Here is a 19214-nt window from a genome sequence, read left to right on the forward strand (position 1 = left end):
TGGCCAATTCACTAACTTCACGGATATTAATAACCCATATTTATGTTAAAGCATATTTTCCGCACTTTTCTCATCAGTTCGATTTGTCTGAGTGCATGCCAAAGCAATACTGATGAGAAAAAAGAAGCTGAAGAGCCCGTCAAGCCCTTGTCTCTCTCCTTTCATACTGAAACAGTCACGAAAAAATCATCACTTTGCGGCACCAACGATGCGGGCTGTGCCACAGCAACAGTTAGCTATTTGCAAGCCCAAAACGGAAGTCGGCAGCTGCGCGACAGTATAAATTCATTTATCCAAAACCACCTGCTGCAGCTACAGTTAGACCATAATCCCGACAAATCTATAAAGCCGGAGAGCAACCCCGCTGCAACGCTTGCCGTTGAATTTATCCGCGACCAAGAGGAGTTTGTATCTAGTCTGGGTGCTGTACCGCCAACTTCAGCCTGGTATCTTCAGGTTTCCGCTTCTCCTATTTATGAGTCACCAAGTATAACTACCTTGCAGTTGGAAAGCAGCAGTTATACAGGGGGCGCACATGGCAACAGCTACATTACGCTGCAAAGTTTCGATAAGGATGGCCATAATTTACGCATTCGCGATATGATCACGGACACAACGAAGCTCTCACTTTTAGCCGGTGATGCATTGCTAAAGCAAGATAATTTTAAGGGCACTACCTCTATTAAGGAGGCTGGCCTGTTTATTGACGGCGATAGGCTACCCTTGCCACAGCAGGCAGCGCTTACCAGCAAAGGGCTTTTGCTATTGTATAACTCCTATGAAATTGGCCCTTATGCGTTGGGCCAGATCAGGATTGAGCTTCCTTATCCGCAACTAGAAGGAATAATCGTTCCGAAGTATAAGCCTTAATAAAGAAAATGGCCGGTTCCTGAGAAGCGGCCATTTTCTTTATGTATGGGAATCGAATAATTGCTACAATTGCTCTTTCTGCCCAAAAGCACGGGGATCGGCTTTCCCAAGGTTTGGCTCACCGCCAACAGGCTGGGCACGGTCGTACGTAAACTCGCTTTTTCCATCCATAGATGGGCCTTGTGTCCAGCGTCCGTCTGTGGCAGGCTTGCCTTCCACGTGAGTTGAGATAAAAGAGTAGCTATACTCCTGTTGCTCCTTATCCTGCGGAAAAGAGTTCGGAATAGGGTGCATGCCCTCCAGGTCACCAAGCTCCTCCAGCACAGCCAGCCATTGGTTTTGGTGCATGGTATCTCTGGCGATCAAAAACGAAAGGAAATCTTTCATGCCGGGGTCATCCGTTGCTTGCCACAGGCGTGTAGCCAGCACTCTGCCAGTGGATTCCGCCATTACGTTCGCATACATATCGGCAGCCAGGTTGCCGCTTCCAACCACCCATGAGCCGTTAAACGGCACGCCGTTACTATCTACTGCCATGGCGCAAAGCCCGGACGAGATAACGTGGCGAGGGTTCATGCCGCCCATTACAGCGCCTATAATGCTGTCATTAGCCATCTCTTCCTGCAAAGACACCGGAGCCCCCTCCAAGTTAAGCGCTACTGCCGTGGCCAGCATCTCGATGTGCGCCATCTCCTCAGTTCCTGTTTCCATCAACATATCGCGGTATTTTTTAGGCCCACGGGCGCCCCACGCCTGAAACAGATATTGCAGGCACACCCTGATTTCGCCTTCTATGCCGCCTATTGCTTGCTGCAACATGTTGGCGAATGCCGGGTTAGGCTTTTCAACTCTTACTTTATACTGAAGTTTGCTATCATGATAAAACATAATGGTAGGTTTAATAATTATACATGTTTCGGTTTACGCCACAACAAACCTCCAGTTAAGCCTTCTTACTATATCATTTATCTATCACATCATAGATAAAAAAAATAATTTTTTATACTTATCCATAAGTATAAAAATAGATACATGCTCTATTTTTAAGTATAAAGCCTTAATTAAAAAAGAATCAATAACTTTAGATTAAGGCTCAAAGTATGATGTTGAATAAGCCCTGATATTGTATGATAGCACCCGGATCAGATGTGACAGTTAAAAGTTGGGCAGAGCTGCAAAGCGCCCTATTCGACCATAGCTGGGACGATAAGATCAATCGCTTTAGATCTTCCTATGTATACCGGGGCACCTGGAGCCACACTTTCGACCTGAGCACCAGCATCATGCGAATCGGCAGCAGGTACGATAAACTGGAGCCTCACCTGCTGCGCAACTTCCGAAAGTATGCACACGGGCAACCCTCTCCCGGCGACTCTACCTGGAACTGGCTTGCCGTTGCTCAGCACCACGGCCTGCCCACGCGCCTCCTCGACTGGACATACTCCCCGTATGTTGCGCTGCATTTCGCCACCGAGAATTTAGATGAGTATGATAAGGATGGTTGTGTGTGGTGCGTAAATTATGTTAAGTCAAGAGATTATCTGCCCGCCCCACTCAAGCATGCGTTGCAGGATGAAGGCTCAAACGTTTTCACTCCTGAGATGCTGGAGCCCGTTTCGCCATCTTTCAAAGCGCTCAAAAGCTTTCAGGAAGACGATTTTGTTGTATTTCTCGAGCCGCCATCGCTCGATGCCCGTATTGTGCACCAGTATGCGTTGTTCTCGATGATGTCTGATGTGCGTGCCGAGTTGAGTTGCTGGCTCAGTAAGCACCCTGACTTATACTTCCGTGTCATAATCCCGAAAGAGCTGAAATGGGAAATACGCGATAAATTGGACCAGGCCAATATTACGGAGCGCGTTTTATTCCCGGGGCTTCAAGGCCTAAGCCAATGGCTGAAGCGCCACTATACCCACGACTGATTTTTTCGGAGGAGTTAAGCCCTTGGCGGTGAATCCTCCGAAAAAATCTCTAATTTCAGGAATATACTTTTACTTTAAAATCCGAGTTGATGAACCCGTGCAGACCGCTTAGTGAAAACACCCTATCACGTAAAGAAGCTCAACCAACCACTTGGTTACATTTTATCAAACATTCAGTAACAAAACAGGCAGGCACTGCGCTACTTTGCGCCTTGCTGCTGCATTCTTCCTGCTCGCAAAAGCAAGAGGCAGAGGCGGCAAACCTGGAAATTTCGCCAACAGTAACCACTGCCCAGCCTGATTCTGCGGCCAACCCAGTAATGACCGCTCCTGAAACTGACGCTGTGGCCGAGGCTCCTTCTATAAAAGAAGCAGACCCTTGGGAGTACCCAGGCCCAAAACCTACCCCAGGTGCCGTACTTCCGCAGAAGCGCATTATAGCGTTCTATGGCAACCCGCTTTCCCGGCGTATGGGCATCTTAGGTGAGCTGCCTCCAGACCAAATGCTTGCCAAATTGGATGAAGAAGTTCAGCATTGGGAGGCCGCCGACTCGCTTACACCTGTGCAGCCCGCGTTGCACGCCATAGTGGTAACCGCGCAGGGCAAACCAGGCCGGGCCGGCAAGTATAGGCTGCGCATGACAAATAAAATGATTGACGATGTGCTGGCTATGGCCAAAAAGCGCGATGCAATTGTGTTCTTAGACATACAGGTTGGCCAAAGCACTTTGCAGGAAGAGTTGCCACAACTGGCAGAATACCTTAAAATGCCGCAAGTGCATTTGGGTATCGACGCTGAGTTTTCGATGAAGAACGGCGGAGTGCCTGGGCGCAGCATTGGCTCTTTTGATGCAGAAGACATTAATTTCGCTACGGAGTATCTAGCCGAATTAGCTCAGGAAAATCAGCTTCCTCCAAAATTGCTTATCGTGCACCGGTTTACTCAAGGCATGATTACGAACCATGACAGGATCAAGCTACGACCCGAAGTACAGGTAGTGATGCACATGGATGGTTGGGGCCACCCAGCTCTAAAAAAAGATACCTACCGCAGATACATTCAAAAAGAACCTGTACAGTTTACCGGCTTCAAGGTTTTCTACAAAAACGATTTGCGCAAGAGCCCACGTCTTATGTCGCCTGACGAAATACTTGCCCTGGACCCTAAGCCTTTGTACATACAGTATCAGTAACGTATTTTATTTCTAAGTGAAGTGTGCTACAGTGTGGGGTTCTGAAGCTCTTAAGTATGTAAAAAAATTAAGAACAACAGCTGTATTTATAATGGCACTAAACCTGAAGGTTTACTCTACTTTTAGCTCCCTTAGATTAATCAAAACCACTCAGGTATCCTTTAGACATTAAAATAGTAGAATCCCACTGCTGTTGAATTTCAAACCTGAAATATATTCGAAAAAACCTTTGTTTTAAGGAGCAAAAAGGTCTGATGTTTGCGTTATATAAGTATAAGTGCACCTTCGTTTGCCATCCGCAACAAGCTACTTCCTAAAGGTGCCGAACCTCTAAAGAGATTCACCTATGCCAAAATTTATACATCATAACCTCGTGAACTTTGCAGTCCGGTTCATACAAATCATCATTGTGTTTCCGATGGCTGTTTTGCTCAGCTTCTATATTCCCCCTTACAACTCTATGGACTATGAACTGCACTTCCTGCTTTGCCTCATGCTGGCTGCTGCAGCTTCAGTGATAGTCACCAGATTTAGCCGCAAGTTGATTGTTTTAATGTTTGTAGGCATACTAGGTATGTTTGCTTTCAACAGCGCATTTAAGAACCAGACGTTCGACGGCATTTACGATGACTACAACGCTATGCTGGTGAATATGACTAGCAACCCGCACAAGGTATCTTACTTCAAGCCTGTGCGAGGTACCTATTTTCAGAATCAGCGTGTTAAGAGTGCCATGCAAGCTACGCATCCCAAAGTGCGCGCCTTTGCTGTCGAAAACTCTACACGCTATTTTCATGATGAGTATTATCGCAAATTTGGAAAACTGACCCGATATTTTTCCCTTTTCAAGCATATCCGGCTAAACTGGCGCTATGTAAATGACCCGCTAGGTATGGATTATTACTCTCCACCTACTGAAAGCATGCAGCTCCTGGCCGGCGACTGCGATGACTACGCGATTCTGATGGCTTCGTCGGTAATGGCTATTGGGGGCGAGGCGCGTGTTGTAATATCTCCGAACCATATGTACACGGAGGTAAAGCTGGGCCATGTGGATGAGTTGGATAAGATAAGTTATGCCGTGCGCACTTTGTTTCCTGATGAGGTTGCAGGCGGCAAAATTCACTTCCACGAAACCGGCGAAGATCTTTGGATTAATTTTGACTATACCGCTCCCTATCCCGGCGGCCCTTTTCTAGAACCAGAGCTTTATAGCGTTATCTCCTTTGAGAGATAAAATTATATATTTGTAAATCAGTTGCTTTCACTCTTTTTTATTTTTTTTATACATGATGCTATTGCAAAACCGATAACACCCGCTATATTTGCATCGCAATCAGACGCAACGGCCCGTTCGTCTAGGGGTTAGGACGCCAGATTTTCATTCTGGTAACAGGGGTTCGATTCCCCTACGGGCTACTTAAAAAGCCGCTTCAGATAAAACTGGAGCGGCTTTTTTATTGATATCTTACCCTGAACCACCTTAATGCCTAACCACCTTTAAAAGGATTACTTTGTAAGTTTATGGGTATTAAAGAAGCCTATCAATTAATCTTGCTTAAGCTGGTGTAAATAGAAACTGCACAATAGAGAAGATTAATACTGGCTGGCACCCGGTAGTTTTTGTTTCTTTCAAGTTTGTAATAAACTATTTAACGGCCGTCGCTGGTTATAGTATTGAGCAGAAGTAAATCTTGCAGTAAAAAAATCGATAAAGCCCTAATCACTTTTAGCTATTTACTATCAGCTAGTTAATTGAACAGGCCAAGAACTTCTTCATTCTGGCAAGAATTTATTAGACTTCTATAGCGCGAAATCCGTAACTTGGCCAATAAAATTTTGCAAAAGGACAAAGTGCTAATATTGTATCTAAGCCATAGCATTTAGAAATTGGAGAACATGAACAGTACGGTATCTTTACTTGATAATTTTTCGGTTGAGTTTCGAGAGTTTAACGATGCCCTTTCCAGTGCCGGGGCATACGGGGCACTTCGCTACCTGAATAAGCGCACGCCACATCGATTTACAGGAGTTTACAAATACGTTGGTAACACCCTGCAAAATATTGTGCTGTATGACAGGTATGACCCAACCATACACATGGGCGCTGATACACCATTAGCCGCCACTTACTGCTCATTGCTCCAGAAACAGCAAGCCTTAGAGATAAACGACGCATCCGAAGACGAGAGAGTGAAAGGAGTAATTGAAACGTCTGTAGTCTCTTATTGCGGTGTTTCGATTAAAGATGATGAAGGCAACCCTTTCGGGAGTCTTTGCCATTTTGATATGAACCGATGCCAAGAGCGCTACAGCGATTTCCCGCTTCTTGAAGCTGCAGCAAAAGTCCTTTATAACTATATTCATTCTGATAAGTTTACTAACCAGTAACTTTCAGGATTCTATTCTTAGCCCTTGCTCTCAATTTAGCTAGGTCAGACGCTTGGCACCCATATGTAGCAAACTCTCATACATTTTTCCGTCTGATAGGTGGTTAACCTTTATTTTGATAGTTTTTTTAATACCTATGCTAGTTGATAATGCCTGCTTTTCCGTTTCGCATAGCTAAGCAAGCATACTTCGCAAGCCCAGAGCAATTGCAGTACTTTCTCCAGTTGGTTGGTATGTTCATGAAAGTCCGTACACACGGTTAATCGCTTCATTTTTTCAAATGCTGTGCCCCTAAAAGTACAAACTAGCAGTTAAGCAGGGTGCATTTGCATAAGCTTATCAACCACTGGTGTTCTAACAAAGCAACAATTTAAGAAATCATCGCGCTCCAAAAGCAGCATGTATAACAATAGGTCTTCGGAGGCTTGCTTATTAAATTTTATCCTGCAAGAGTCTGGAGAAAGAGAAAGTTTTACTGGCCAACAGTTTTGGAATTGCCTCCGCACAGACAAAGTATAAGTTGGTAATGATTGGTTTTAATCCGCAGCCCGATGGTTGTATCGCCCTGTTTCTGAGCACGGCAAAGCCACCTGAATAATCAAGTGTTTCATGCCTAAGATTTATGCAACATTAGCTTTATGGAAGGCATAACGAAGCGGTGGCTCCCATGCCAAGCATGGGAGCCACCGCAGTATTAACCATGGTTGTCCGACCAACCTTTAAAGTAAGGTATGCAGTTGCAAAAACATCCCTTGTTTCATTTTAATACTTTGTTACACGCACTTAGAAAGCTATAAACTTATCTATTTGCTCATCAACAAACTTCACGGTTTCTTTCTGAGTCAGGTTGCCGTTTTCATCCAGCTCGGCCTCAATGTTTGAAAGGTATATTTTTAACGGCAAGATGTGCAAGTGCATATGGTTAGCCACGCCCGTAAAATGGTCTACTCCTCTCAGATTACCTTGGCGGCCCGATGATATACCTACCAGGGCTGCCTTCTTCTCATAGAAACTTGCCGGAAATTCACTCGCATCAATAAACGTTTTGAGCACACCCGGGAAGCTGCCATTATACTCAGGGATGACAAAAACAAACTTCTCTGTTTTAGAAACCACTTCCTGTATTTTAGCGAAAGCTTCACTTCGCTGGCCATACAGATCGCTCTCAATCAGGTTGCCTGGCAGTTCCGTAAGCGGGAGTATACCCACTTCCTGCCCTTTAGCGTTCAATCGTTTCTGATAATACTTAGCTACCCGAAGCGCATTGCTACCAGGGCGGTTAGTGCCTGAAATTATAGTAATCATAATAAATTAAATCGTTAATGCTTAAAGCTAGATAGGTGATTTATACTTTCTTCGTTAGCGAGTTTAAAATGCAAAAGTAACATTCACAGTCAGGCTTATCAAATACGGTAGCCCCAAAAGAAGAATCAACCTCAAGGAATGATAAGGCATCAACTCTCTTTTAAAGCCGTTTTATCACTCGGACACAAAATTTGGAAGGTAAATTGTACTTGAGCCCACATTGTTCGGTAAGTATAGAATGTTCTGTTAAGAAAGCCTAAACTGGCATAATTTCTTCAGTTCATCCTTGGTTGATTGCGCAATTTCCCGAACAGGCTTATTCATCGCATGTCGTGCATCCAAGATTTAATTTTAACAAATTATCAAAGCTTGCAGCTAATAAAAACCATTTAATGAAAAAATAACTTTTGTTTTTTAATTATTAACACCATATTGCTTATATGAACCCTATGAGAAATACGCTTACGTCAACATCGACAATGATGACAACCGGTACCACCACGGTAACCGGGACGACAGGCTATGGCCCATGGGGAAAGCAACAAAATGTAGTTCGAGTATAATGTAAACACTTTATAGACTACAAAAAAGCCTTCCTCTACCCAGAGGAAGGCTTTTTTGTTTTAATGACCACAACGATATGAGAATCCTGAAATTTGGAGGCACTTCCGTTGGCTCCGCAGATGCAATTTGCAAACTGGTACAGATAGTAAAGCAAGAGTATGAGCGCGGCAAAGCGCCGGCCTTAGTTTGTTCCGCTTTAGCTGGCGTAACCAATACGCTTCTGAACCTTGTAAACAATGCTTCGGCTGGTGAGGAATATAGCTCAGGGTTAAATCAGGTCGAAGAGCGCCATTTCCTGATTGTAAGGCAATTACTGGAAATAAAGCACCATAACCAGGCGCTGTTGGGTCTAAAGCTATACTTCAACGAACTGGATGGACTTTTAGCAGGCGTTAAAGCTCTTGGTGAGGCCTCGCCACGTATCCGGGATAAGGTTTTGGCTTATGGCGAGCTGTGCTCTTGCTATACTATCTCCCACATTCTTCGCCAGCAGCAAGTACCTGCTCTGTTTGCGGATGCGCGCCTGCTTGTTAGAACCGATAGCTCCTTTGGCAAGGCCAACGTAAACCAAGCCGTGACCTATCGCCAGATTCAGGATTATTTTCAGCAACATGGAAACGAGGTTCCGGTAATTACTGGTTTTATTGCCTCTGATGGCGCTGGTAACTCAACGACGCTTGGGCGTGGCGGCTCAGACTATACAGCAGCCTTAGTGGGTGCCGCAGTACAGGCGGGTGAGGTCCAGATCTGGACGGATGTGGATGGTTTTATGACGGCAGACCCTAGGTTAGTGGAAAAGGCTTTCCCGCTGAAACACCTGTCTTACAACGAAGCCATGGAGCTATCGTACTTCGGAGCAAAGGTTATCCACTCGCCTACTATTTTGCCAGCCATTGCCAGTCAGATTCCCATCGTTGTTAAAAACACGTTTAATGCTGCGTTCGCAGGAACTTCTATTGGGGCTACAGCCACTGTAAACGGCTCACTCGTGAAAGGGATTACCTCTATACCAGCAGTCAGTTTAATAACCCTGCAGGGAGGAGGCATTGTTGGGCACAAAGGCTTTAGCGGACGCCTTTTCAGCGCTTTGGCACTGGCCGGAGTAAACGTTATACTTATCACCCAGGCCAGTTCTGAGCGAAGTATAAGTCTAGCTATTTCTCCGGAAGATGCAGCGCCAGCCCGAAACGCCATTGAAGCGGAGTTTGAATACGAGTTGTTAAAAGAGCAACTCCTTCCACCCGTTGTCGAAAGTGAATTCAGCATTTTAGCCGTGGTGGGCGAAAATATGAAGCAAGCTATCGGATTGTCGGGTAAATTGTTCAGCGCCTTAGGCCGAAGCGGTGTAAACGTAAGTGCCATTGCCCAAGGCTCCTCGGAGCTTAATATTTCGGTGGTGGTCAGTGCAGATGATTTAGGGAAAGCCTTGAATTCCGTACATGATGCCCTGTTCCTGTCTCCACTTAAAACCCTGAACGTGTATTGCTGCGGCACCGGCAATATTGGGTCTACGCTGCTTAAACAACTGGAGCAGCATCAGGAATACTTACAGGAGAGCCGACACCTACGAATTAACCTGGCAGGCGTGTGCAACAGCCGCAAAATGCACCTAAACCCTAGTGGCGTTAACCTTGGTAGCTGGAAGCAAACACTGCAGGATACCGGTGAGCAGAGTAATTTAGAACAGTTTATCAATCAGGCTGTTGCGCAGAACCTACCCAACTCCGTATTTATCGATAACACTGGCAGTGCGGCGGTTGCCCAAACTTACCGCCACCTTTTCGAAGAAAGTTTCTCGGTGGTTACCTGCAATAAAATCAGGAATTGCGGCACCTTCCCTGACTATTTTACCGATAAGCAGGTGGTACGGAAGTATGGCGTAGATTACTATTTTGAAACCAATGTAGGGGCTGGACTTCCTATCATCAAAACACTTCAGGATTTGCTCATCAGCGGCGACCGGGTACTGAAGATCGAAGCCATACTTTCAGGTACGATCTCATTCATATTTAATTCATACCGAGGATCCAAAACTTTTGCAGAGGTGGTGCGCGAAGCCCAGGAGAAAGGCTTCACGGAGCCGGACCCGCGCGATGATCTCAGCGGCTTGGACTTTGCCAGAAAGATGCTCATACTTGCCAGAGAAACTGGTTTACCTGCCGAGCTGCAGAACGTTAAAATACAGCCAATTTTACCTCAAAACTGTATAGACGCACCTACAGTGGAAGCTTTTTATGAAGAATTGGGAAAGTCTGAAAGCTATTTCGAAAAGCTTAAAACGCAAGCAGAGACCGACGGTAAAGTTTTACGCTATGTGGGTATTTTAGAAGACGATAGTATAAAGATTGACTTAGTCATGGCCAGCTCCGAGCATCCGTTTTACGGTCTCTCCGGCAGCGATAACATTATTTCCTTTACCACCGATCGCTACCTTTTTAACCCCATGGTTATCAAGGGACCTGGCGCCGGCGCCGAAGTAACAGCTGCTGGCGTATTGGCAGACCTTGTTCGAGTAGCAGCTAATTAACTCATCGAAACCCCATACTTATGAAAGCCATAAAAGTATTTGCCCCCGCTACCGTAGCCAATGTAAGTTGCGGATACGATGTGTTGGGCTTTGCCGTGAATGCCCCCGGAGATGAGGTAATCATGCAACTCAACGACAGCGGAAAAGTAACTCTCGAAAGTATTACCGGAGACGATGGCCGCTTGCCAAGAGACCCCGCCCGCAACACGGTTAGTGCAGTTGTAATAAACTACCTGCAAGCGCTGGGCGTGGAGCAGGGCATAAGTATAGAATTGCATAAAAAGATGCCTTTTGGGAGTGGGCTGGGCTCTAGTGCTGCAAGCGCCGTAGCAGGTTTGATAGGGATAAACGAACTAATGGGCGCTCCACTTAGCCGGGAGCAACTCTTGCCCTTTGCCATGGAAGGAGAACGCCTTGCGTGCGGAAATGCGCACGCCGACAACGTAGCTCCTGCCCTAATTGGCGGCTTAGTACTTATTCGTAGTTACAATCCGCTGGATGTCGTTAAGTTACCTGTACCCGCTAGCTTAGCTTGTGCCTTGGTTTACCCGCATGTCGAAATTCAGACAAAAGAGGCCAGGCAGATACTTAAAACGCATATCCCGCTGCATGATGCCGTTACTCAATGGGGAAACGTTGCCGGGCTTGTGGCAGGGTTTTGCATGAACGACCTTGGACTGATAAGCCGCAGCATGCAGGATGTTGTGATAGAACCCGTGCGTGCCATGCTGATCCCTTACTTTTACGAGTTGAAGGAAATAGCCCTGCACCAACAGGCGCTTGGGTTTGGCATTTCTGGTTCAGGTCCGTCAGTTTTTGCCTTGTGCACCGGCCTGCAAACCGCTCAGCGTGTAGTAGATGCTATCTCTGCCCGGTTGTCCGAGGCAGGCATTCAGAGTACAACTTTTGTATCAGAAATAAACCAAAATGGCCCACTCATTACGTCCATGCAACCTGCCCTAGACTAAGTAAACCTATGCCATATATTAGCACAAACAAGAAAGCACCCGCAGCCACACTACAGAGCGCAGTTATTAAAGGACTTGCTCCTGATGGTGGTTTGTACATGCCTGCACATATACCAAAGTTACCAGAAACCTTCTACGCGCGTCTACCAGAGCTTTCGCTCTCTGAAATAGCAGTGGAAGTTGCAAGAAATGTGCTTGCCAACGAAGTACCCCACAACATACTTAAGCCCTTGGTGGAAGAAGCTATCAATTTTGAAACCCCACTTAAAGAAGTTGAAAAGGACTGCTTTAGCCTGGAGCTTTTTCATGGGCCGACCATGGCGTTTAAAGATGTAGGTGCGCGGTTTATGTCGCGGTTGCTGGCATACTTTACAGCTGGCCAACGCCAGCCAATAAAGGTAATCGTGGCAACTTCCGGAGATACAGGCAGTGCAGTGGCGGCAGGCTTTCATCAGGTGCCGGGGATTGAAGTATACATCCTTTACCCCAAAGGCAAAGTAAGCCCGTTACAGCAAAAACAATTAACTACCTGGGGCGATAACATCAGAGCACTGGAAGTGGACGGCACGTTTGATGATTGCCAGTATCTTGTAAAACAGGCCCTTGCAGATACGGCACTGAACGAAAACCATTTACTTACATCAGCAAACAGCATTAATATTGCCCGGCTAATACCACAATCATTTTATTATTTCTATGCTTTCGGACAGCTACAGCGCCTTGGCAAGCCTATTGTATTTAGTGTGCCAAGTGGGAATTTTGGGAATTTAACCGGCGGCTTGCTGGCTGCGGCCATGGGCTTACCTGTGCACCAATTTATTGCCGCCACTAATGCAAACAGCGTAGTACCGGAGTTTTTAGAAACAGGCAATTATCAGCCAAGGGCATCAGTGCAAACAATTAGCAACGCCATGGATGTTGGCAACCCAAGCAACTATGCCCGCATGCTATACCTTTTTAATGAGGATGTTTCCCGCATCAAAAAGCTTGTCAGCGGCTATGCGTTTACCGACGAGGAAACTAAGAAAGCTATTCATGACGTGTATCAAAACCATGATTATTTATTAGACCCACATGGAGCAGTAGCCTATTGCGGCGCCAAAAAGTACACCCTACAGGCCGGCCACGAACTAGTGTCAGCTTTTCTTGAAACAGCACATCCCGGGAAATTTAAGGAAGTAATGGAAAGCACCCTGCAACAGAAAATACACCTGCCGGAAAGGTTGGAAGCCTTCATCAACAAAGCAGAGAGTATAACCTCGCTTTCCACAGAATATGAGGCACTAAGAGCCATACTTAGCAAAGTATAAAAAATAAGTCTGCCAGAATGAACAGCCCATTTTGCGCAAAACTCCTATAATTGGTAATTTGCGACCCATGGAAATAGCTTCTGACATACGAACAGCCCCTCACCGGCATTTTATGATCCATAAACCTTTTGGCTACCTTAGTCAATTTGTATGCGATAAAAAGAAGAAGAAGCTGCTCGGAGAGTTTCATGGTTTTCCGGAAGGCACCATGGCTATTGGAAGGCTGGACGAAGGAAGTGAAGGGCTGCTTTTGTTAACAACCGATGGCAAGGCAAGCGAATTCATCAGAAGCCGCAAAGTTGAAAAAGAGTATTATGCTCAGGTAGACGGTCTAATCTCGGAAGAAGCATTGGTACAGTTGCAGCAAGGAGTTGCCCTTAGAATTGAAGGCGAAGATTACATTACAAAGCCCTGTGAAGCCAGGAAACTAGACCCCGCTCCCGACTTTCCGGAGCGTAGCCGCCGTGTTCGCGACGACCGCCATGGGCCTACAAGCTGGGTATCAATAACACTGACGGAAGGTAAAAACAGGCAGGTTCGTAAAATGACAGCAGCCGTCGGCTTTCCTACATTGCGCCTGATACGTGTGCGTATCGGCAATTTTCACCTTGAGAATATGGCGCCAGGCCAAGTCGTGGAAATTGACACCACATCCCTTTTTGCACAATAAGTGCTAATCGCTACCACTCTGCATTGCAATAGTTATTAAATATTTTGAGGGAGGTAGTTCTTTCCAAATCCTCAAGCACCTCTATTCTACTAAACAACTTAAGTAGTAACCCCTTACCTATCCATTAGCCATAGTTGCCGTACAAATGGTAGCGACAGGCCGATTTATAGGTCTCCAATTTATTTCGTATATTTGTATCTACAACAATATGTGTTAACCTGTGTTTATAATCGTGCACTATTTAGTCTCGCTATTTGTTTTATCCTAAAACACAAGCATATGATCACTGTATCTGACAAAGCGAAAGAATATATTACCAACCTGATACAGAGAGAACAGCGAAGCACTGATACATTTGTTCGGGTTGGTGTTAAAGGCGGTGGGTGCTCTGGTTTAGAGTATCAGCTGGCTTTCGACACCGAAAGAAAACCAGACGATGAAGCCTTCGAAAACAATGGCCTTACCGTGGTTGTTGATAAAAAGAGCCTGTTTTACCTGCTAGGTACAGAGCTGGATTATTCGGCTGGTTTAAATGGCAAAGGCTTATACTTTAATAACCCAAATGCTTCCCGCACATGCAGTTGCGGCGAAAGCTTTGCAGTATAAAAGCCTGCTGAATCTCATTAGCAAAATACAATTATGGCAAATACAGTAGACAGTAACGAGTTAATTAACGAGATTGCCACTAAAGAGTATGAATTTGGTTTTGTCACGGACATAGAAATGGATGTGGCACCTCCTGGTCTTAACGAGGATGTAATCAAGTTTATATCGGCAAAAAAAGAGGAGCCGGAGTGGCTGCTTCAGTGGCGGATGCGCGGCTATAAGGCTTTTATGAAGTCTGAGATGCCAACGTGGCAGAATTTTGAGATGCCTGAACTGGACTTTCAGGCAATTTCATACTATGCCGCTCCCAAAAACAAAAAGAAGTATGAAAGCCTGGACGAGGTTGACCCGGAACTTTTAGCCACCTTCGCTAAGCTTGGCATTCCGTTGAATGAGCAGAAGGTGTTGGCTGGGGTAGCCGTAGATGCCGTTTTCGATAGTATTTCTGTGGCTACCACATACAAGGAAAAGCTTAAAGAACTAGGTATAATCTTCTGTTCCATTAGTGAGGCCGTGCAGGAGCACCCGGAGCTAGTGCAGAAGTATCTTGGCTCGGTGGTTCCGCACTCCGACAACATTTTTGCTTCCTTAAACACTGCTGCTTTTTCGGATGGCTCGTTTGTATACATCCCCAAGGGTGTGAGGTGCCCGATGGAGCTATCGACATACTTCCGTATAAACACTCAGGGCACTGGCCAGTTTGAGCGCACGCTTATTATAGCCGATGAGGGTAGTTATGTAAGTTACCTGGAAGGCTGCACCGCCCCGATGCGCGACGAGAACCAGTTGCACGCCGCTGTGGTAGAACTCATAGCCTTAGATAATGCCGAGATAAAATACTCAACAGTACAGAATTGGTACCCAGGCGACAAAGAGGGCAAAGGCGGTATTTATAATTTTGTAACCAAGCGCGGTGCTTGCCGTGGCGTGAACTCCAAAATATCCTGGACGCAGGTCGAGACCGGCTCTGCCATTACCTGGAAATACCCAAGCGTTATTTTGCAAGGTGATAATTCCAGTGGGGAGTTTTATTCTGTGGCGGTAACAGGTAACAGGCAAATTGCTGATACAGGTACTAAAATATATCATCTAGGACGCAACACCAAGAGCCGAATTATCTCCAAAGGTATATCTGCCGGACGTAGCCAGAATAGTTACCGGGGTTTGGTGCACGTTGGTGCGAAGGCTGAAAATGCCCGAAACTTTACGCAATGTGATTCCCTGCTGATTGGCGACCGTTGCGGTGCGCATACGTTTCCGTATATCGAAACTAAGAACAATACGGCCATGGTAGAGCACGAAGCCACTACCTCCAAAATCGGTGAAGACCAGATTTTCTACCTCAACCAACGCGGCATAGATTCAGAAAAAGCCGTAGCGCTGATCGTAAACGGTTATGCCAAGGAAGTATTGAATCAGTTACCGATGGAGTTTGCCGTAGAGGCTCAGAAATTATTATCAATCACGCTGGAAGGCAGCGTAGGTTAACATTAAACAAGATTTACATGATGCTAAGTATAAAAAACCTGCACGCAGAGGTTGAGGATAAGAAAATCCTGAAAGGAATTAATCTTGACATTAAGCCCGGTGAGGTGCATGCCATTATGGGCCCAAACGGCTCGGGTAAAAGTACTTTATCGGCTGTGCTTGCTGGCCGCGAAAACTATACAGTAACCGAAGGCGAGGTTTTGTTTGAAGATAAGGACCTGCTAGATATGGCGCCAGAAATTCGTGCCCGCGAGGGTCTATTCCTGGCATTCCAGTATCCGGTTGAGATTCCTGGTGTATCTAATATTAACTTTCTGCGCACCGCTCTAAACGAGATTCGTGAGTACAAAGGCCTGCCCCCAATGGAGGCAAAAGAGTTTTTGCGGCTTACTAAAGAGAAGCAGAAACTAGTGGAATTTGACGCCAAGCTAATCAACCGTTCACTGAACGAGGGCTTTTCGGGTGGCGAGAAAAAGCGTAACGAAATCCTGCAGCTTGCCATGCTTGATCCGAAGCTGTCTATACTAGACGAAACGGACTCTGGCCTGGATATAGATGCCCTTCGCATTGTATCCGGAGGTGTTAATAAGCTGCGCAACGAGCATAATTCCTTTGTGATTATTACACACTACCAACGCCTGCTGGAGTACATTGTACCTGATTTTGTTCATGTGCTCTATGATGGACGTATTGTAAAATCAGGAACTAAGGAACTGGCACTGGAGCTGGAGGAAAGAGGCTACGACTGGCTGAAAGAATCTTATCCTGCAACCGAAACTGTACATTAAGAGCACACATGGTTAACCAACATTCTATTCCACTGTATCAGGCGCTTTTGCAAGCGTATGAGGAGCGTTTCTCTGGAAGCCGCGCAAGCGAGCCTGATGCTATACATAAACTAAGACAAAACGCATTTCATACTTTTCAGGAACTGGGCTTCCCTACTACCAAAGTGGAAGACTGGAAGTATACGAACGTTATCCCGTTCCTGAGAGAAAACTATACTTTAAGCACTACACCACAGGCAACGGCCACAGAGCTGGAGCAAGCCCATCAGGCAGCCGCTATTCCTGGCATGGATTGCTATACTTTGGTGCTGCACAACGGGCAATTACAACCCGCAGTAGATACTAATCAGCTTCCGGCTTTTTTAAAAGTTATCTCCATTGAGGAGGCCATGCAGGAACCGTCTTTTCAAAAGCATTTCGGAAAGATAGTCGATGCAGGTAAGCATCATTTTGCAGCCCTGAATACTGCCATGTTCACTGGCGGTTTGTTTTTAGAGATAGACGCAAACAGCCACCTGGATAAACCATTACACATTATCCATACTTACTCCTCGGCAGATAACCTTTTCACGCAGCCCCGCAACCTGTTTGTGGTTAACCGCAGCGCATCGCTAAGTATAATAGAATCGGTTGTTGCCCCGGGCAATGGCGCTACTGTTTTTGTGAATGGCCTGACAGAGGTGGCTGTTGCTGAGAATGCGAACGTGCAACATTACACTTTACAAACGGCAAACGAGCAGCTCAGGAACCTGCACCATACCGAAGTAAGCCAAAAGCGCGATAGTGTGTACAGCGGTTATACATTCTCACTGCCTTCCGCACAGTTGCTGCGCAATAACCTGCATATCAACCTAGATGACGAACACACCGAAACACATTTATACGGCTTGTACCTGGCAAACAGCAAACAACTGGTAGACAACCATACGTTTATGAACCACCGTTTTGCCAACTGCGAGAGCAACGAAGTATATAAAGGTGTGTTGCTGGATAATGCTGTCGGCGTGTTCAACGGTAAGGTATATGTGCATCAGGATGCTCAGAAAACGAATGCCTTTCAGCAGAACAACAACCTACTACTAAGTCCTAAGGCGGTTATCAACTCCAAACCACAGCTCGAGATTTTTGCGGATGACGTGAAGTGTAGCCACGGCACAACGATCGGTCAGCTTAGCCAGGAAGCAATGTTCTACCTGCAGTCGAGAGGTATTGGCGAGGATGCGGCGCGTGCCATGCTGGTTACTGCCTTTGCTTTTGATGTAACGGAAAACATTCGCATTCCAGCTCTGGAAGAACACATCAATAAACTCATCACACAGCATATTCCTGCCAAGCAGGAGCTGGTTAACGTATAAAATCATGTCTGGCAACTCTACCATTTCAACAACCCGGAAGCTGGATGTGCAGCAGCTCCGCCAGGACTTTCCCATACTTCAGACCGAAGTATACGGCAAGCCACTGGTGTACCTGGATAACGCTGCCACCACCCAAAAACCGTTGGCCGTGATAGAGGCCATGAACGATTATTATACTTCTAGCAACAGCAATATCCATCGGGGTGTGCATTACCTCAGCCAAAAAGCCACCTCAGAGTATGAGATTGTGCGCCAGAAAGTGCAGCGCTTCATCAATGCGGAGCACCTGCATGAGGTTATCTTCACGAAAGGCACCACGGAAAGTATAAACCTGGTTGCCAATTGCTTTAACCGGAAGTTCCTGAAACCCGGCGACAGCATACTTATCTCAGCCATGGAGCACCACTCCAACATTGTGCCTTGGCAAATGGCCTGTGAAGCACATGGGGCAACGCTGCGGGTTATACCTATGAATGAGAAAGGCGAATTGCAAATGGATGCCTTTACTGACATGCTGGATGAAACGGTAAAGCTTATTTCGCTAACTTATGTTTCTAACACCCTTGGCACAATAAACCCTGTCCGAGAAGTAATTGAGCAGGCGCATGCTCAGGACATACCGGTGCTGATTGATGCCGCGCAGGCTGTGCAGCATATTCCGCTGGATGTGCAGGATCTGGATGCTGATTTCGTGGCTTTCTCCGGGCACAAAATGTGTGGGCCAACAGGCATTGGCGTGCTGTACGGAAAAGAAAAATGGCTCGACCAGATGCCGCCCTACCAGGGTGGAGGCGACATGATTAAGACTGTTTCCTTTGAGAAAACAACATATAACGAGCTGCCGCTGAAGTTTGAGGCCGGAACCCCAGCCATTGCCGAAGGTATAGGGTTAGGCGTTGCCATAGATTACCTGGAGCAGCTTGGCCTTCAGAACATTTACGACACCGAGCATGCCTTACTGACCTATGCCACAAATGCTTTAAGGCAAATAGATGGGATTCGATTTATAGGCCAGGCTGCGCAAAAATCAGCTTCTATCTCTTTCTTAATCAATGATATTCACCCGTTTGACATAGGCGAGATCCTGGATAAGCAAGGCGTTGCTGTGCGCACAGGGCACCACTGCACTGAACCGATCATGAACTTCTTTGGCATACCCGGCACAGTACGCGCCTCACTGGCTTTTTACAACACAACCGAAGAGATTGATAAACTGGTGGCCGCTACTAAAAAGGCTGCTATGATGTTAGGCTAACA

At 46.2% G+C, this 19214-nt stretch carries 16 protein-coding genes and 1 tRNA gene; 15 read left to right on the forward strand and 2 right to left on the reverse strand.

Features of this window, described 5'->3' with window-relative positions; translation table 11 throughout:
* The first annotated feature begins 42 nt into the window (after positions 1-42).
* On the forward strand, positions 43-870 hold the full coding sequence (locus D1627_RS08390) for a DUF3298 and DUF4163 domain-containing protein (protein ID WP_119431754.1): 828 nt from the start codon (positions 43-45) through the stop codon (positions 868-870).
* 63 nt (positions 871-933) lie between these two features.
* On the opposite strand, the gene D1627_RS08395 is transcribed toward D1627_RS08390, so the two are convergent.
* The gene (locus D1627_RS08395; protein ID WP_119431755.1) at positions 934-1758 is read right to left on the reverse strand and encodes a manganese catalase family protein; all 825 of its coding nucleotides are present in this window, start codon (positions 1756-1758) and stop codon (positions 934-936) included.
* 239 nt (positions 1759-1997) lie between these two features.
* On the opposite strand from D1627_RS08395, the gene D1627_RS08405 reads away from it, so the two are divergent.
* The 5 genes from D1627_RS08405 (at position 1998) to D1627_RS08425 (ending at position 6376) form a co-directional block, all read left to right on the forward strand.
* On the forward strand, positions 1998-2792 hold the full coding sequence (locus D1627_RS08405; RefSeq protein WP_233555557.1) for an FRG domain-containing protein: 795 nt from the start codon (positions 1998-2000) through the stop codon (positions 2790-2792).
* Positions 2793-3004: 212 nt separating this feature from the next.
* Complete coding sequence (locus tag D1627_RS08410) at positions 3005-3985, forward strand: hypothetical protein (protein WP_233555558.1); 981 nt, start codon at positions 3005-3007, stop codon at positions 3983-3985.
* A 346-nt stretch (positions 3986-4331) separates the two neighbouring features.
* Complete coding sequence (locus D1627_RS08415) at positions 4332-5222, forward strand: transglutaminase-like domain-containing protein (protein WP_119431758.1); 891 nt, start codon at positions 4332-4334, stop codon at positions 5220-5222.
* A 110-nt stretch (positions 5223-5332) separates the two neighbouring features.
* Positions 5333-5404 (forward strand) — tRNA-Glu (locus tag D1627_RS08420).
* 480 nt (positions 5405-5884) lie between these two features.
* Positions 5885-6376, forward strand: a complete 492-nt coding sequence (locus D1627_RS08425; RefSeq protein WP_119431759.1) for a hypothetical protein — start codon at positions 5885-5887, stop codon at positions 6374-6376.
* A 783-nt stretch (positions 6377-7159) separates the two neighbouring features.
* On the opposite strand, the gene D1627_RS08430 is transcribed toward D1627_RS08425, so the two are convergent.
* Positions 7160-7681 carry an NADPH-dependent FMN reductase gene (locus D1627_RS08430; RefSeq protein WP_119431760.1) on the reverse strand — a complete coding sequence of 174 codons (522 nt, stop codon included), beginning with the start codon at positions 7679-7681 and terminating at the stop codon, positions 7160-7162.
* A gap of 640 nt (positions 7682-8321) precedes the next feature.
* Between D1627_RS08430 and thrA the strand changes: the two genes are divergently transcribed.
* The 9 genes from thrA to D1627_RS08475 all read left to right on the forward strand — a co-directional run bounded on the left by thrA (position 8322) and on the right by D1627_RS08475 (position 19212).
* The gene (thrA, locus tag D1627_RS08435; protein WP_119431761.1) at positions 8322-10772 is read left to right on the forward strand and encodes a bifunctional aspartate kinase/homoserine dehydrogenase I; all 2451 of its coding nucleotides are present in this window, start codon (positions 8322-8324) and stop codon (positions 10770-10772) included.
* A 20-nt stretch (positions 10773-10792) separates the two neighbouring features.
* A complete protein-coding gene (locus tag D1627_RS08440) occupies positions 10793-11740 on the forward strand; it encodes a homoserine kinase (protein WP_119431762.1) in 948 nt (315 codons plus the stop codon).
* Between the two features lie 8 nt (positions 11741-11748).
* Complete coding sequence (thrC, locus tag D1627_RS08445; protein ID WP_119431763.1) at positions 11749-13050, forward strand: threonine synthase; 1302 nt, start codon at positions 11749-11751, stop codon at positions 13048-13050.
* A gap of 112 nt (positions 13051-13162) precedes the next feature.
* Complete coding sequence (locus D1627_RS08450) at positions 13163-13720, forward strand: pseudouridine synthase (protein ID WP_233555559.1); 558 nt, start codon at positions 13163-13165, stop codon at positions 13718-13720.
* 279 nt (positions 13721-13999) lie between these two features.
* Positions 14000-14326 (forward strand): HesB/IscA family protein, encoded by a 327-nt coding sequence (locus tag D1627_RS08455; RefSeq protein WP_119431765.1) that lies wholly within the window; start codon positions 14000-14002, stop codon positions 14324-14326.
* A gap of 33 nt (positions 14327-14359) precedes the next feature.
* Positions 14360-15814 carry a Fe-S cluster assembly protein SufB gene (gene sufB / locus D1627_RS08460; RefSeq protein ID WP_119431766.1) on the forward strand — a complete coding sequence of 485 codons (1455 nt, stop codon included), beginning with the start codon at positions 14360-14362 and terminating at the stop codon, positions 15812-15814.
* Between the two features lie 20 nt (positions 15815-15834).
* On the forward strand, positions 15835-16602 hold the full coding sequence (gene sufC, locus D1627_RS08465) for a Fe-S cluster assembly ATPase SufC (protein ID WP_119431872.1): 768 nt from the start codon (positions 15835-15837) through the stop codon (positions 16600-16602).
* Between the two features lie 8 nt (positions 16603-16610).
* Positions 16611-17957, forward strand: coding sequence for a Fe-S cluster assembly protein SufD (sufD, locus tag D1627_RS08470; protein WP_119431767.1), 1347 nt, complete (start codon positions 16611-16613; stop codon positions 17955-17957).
* 4 nt (positions 17958-17961) lie between these two features.
* Positions 17962-19212: an aminotransferase class V-fold PLP-dependent enzyme gene (locus D1627_RS08475; RefSeq protein WP_119431768.1), complete on the forward strand. Its 1251-nt coding sequence runs from the start codon at positions 17962-17964 to the stop codon at positions 19210-19212.
* Positions 19213-19214: the final 2 nt, after the last annotated feature.

Source organism: Pontibacter oryzae (assembly GCF_003576375.1).
GTDB lineage: Bacteria > Bacteroidota > Bacteroidia > Cytophagales > Hymenobacteraceae > Pontibacter > Pontibacter oryzae.

What these genes read in the sequence shown, in the direction of transcription:
- thrA (WP_119431761.1), top strand. Translation starts at nt 8,322, where the DNA reads ATGAGAATCCTGAAATTTGGAGGCACTTCCGTTGGCTCCGCAGATGCA.
- D1627_RS08475 (WP_119431768.1), top strand. Translation starts at nt 17,962, where the DNA reads ATGTCTGGCAACTCTACCATTTCAACAACCCGGAAGCTGGATGTGCAG.
- D1627_RS08440 (WP_119431762.1), top strand. Translation starts at nt 10,793, where the DNA reads ATGAAAGCCATAAAAGTATTTGCCCCCGCTACCGTAGCCAATGTAAGT.
- D1627_RS08415 (WP_119431758.1), top strand. Translation starts at nt 4,332, where the DNA reads ATGCCAAAATTTATACATCATAACCTCGTGAACTTTGCAGTCCGGTTC.
- D1627_RS08425 (WP_119431759.1), top strand. Translation starts at nt 5,885, where the DNA reads ATGAACAGTACGGTATCTTTACTTGATAATTTTTCGGTTGAGTTTCGA.
- sufC (WP_119431872.1), top strand. Translation starts at nt 15,835, where the DNA reads ATGCTAAGTATAAAAAACCTGCACGCAGAGGTTGAGGATAAGAAAATC.
- D1627_RS08455 (WP_119431765.1), top strand. Translation starts at nt 14,000, where the DNA reads ATGATCACTGTATCTGACAAAGCGAAAGAATATATTACCAACCTGATA.
- sufD (WP_119431767.1), top strand. Translation starts at nt 16,611, where the DNA reads ATGGTTAACCAACATTCTATTCCACTGTATCAGGCGCTTTTGCAAGCG.
- thrC (WP_119431763.1), top strand. Translation starts at nt 11,749, where the DNA reads ATGCCATATATTAGCACAAACAAGAAAGCACCCGCAGCCACACTACAG.
- D1627_RS08395 (WP_119431755.1), bottom strand. Translation starts at nt 1,758, where the DNA reads ATGTTTTATCATGATAGCAAACTTCAGTATAAAGTAAGAGTTGAAAAG.
- D1627_RS08430 (WP_119431760.1), bottom strand. Translation starts at nt 7,681, where the DNA reads ATGATTACTATAATTTCAGGCACTAACCGCCCTGGTAGCAATGCGCTT.
- D1627_RS08450 (WP_233555559.1), top strand. Translation starts at nt 13,163, where the DNA reads ATGATCCATAAACCTTTTGGCTACCTTAGTCAATTTGTATGCGATAAA.
- D1627_RS08390 (WP_119431754.1), top strand. Translation starts at nt 43, where the DNA reads ATGTTAAAGCATATTTTCCGCACTTTTCTCATCAGTTCGATTTGTCTG.
- sufB (WP_119431766.1), top strand. Translation starts at nt 14,360, where the DNA reads ATGGCAAATACAGTAGACAGTAACGAGTTAATTAACGAGATTGCCACT.
- D1627_RS08405 (WP_233555557.1), top strand. Translation starts at nt 1,998, where the DNA reads ATGATAGCACCCGGATCAGATGTGACAGTTAAAAGTTGGGCAGAGCTG.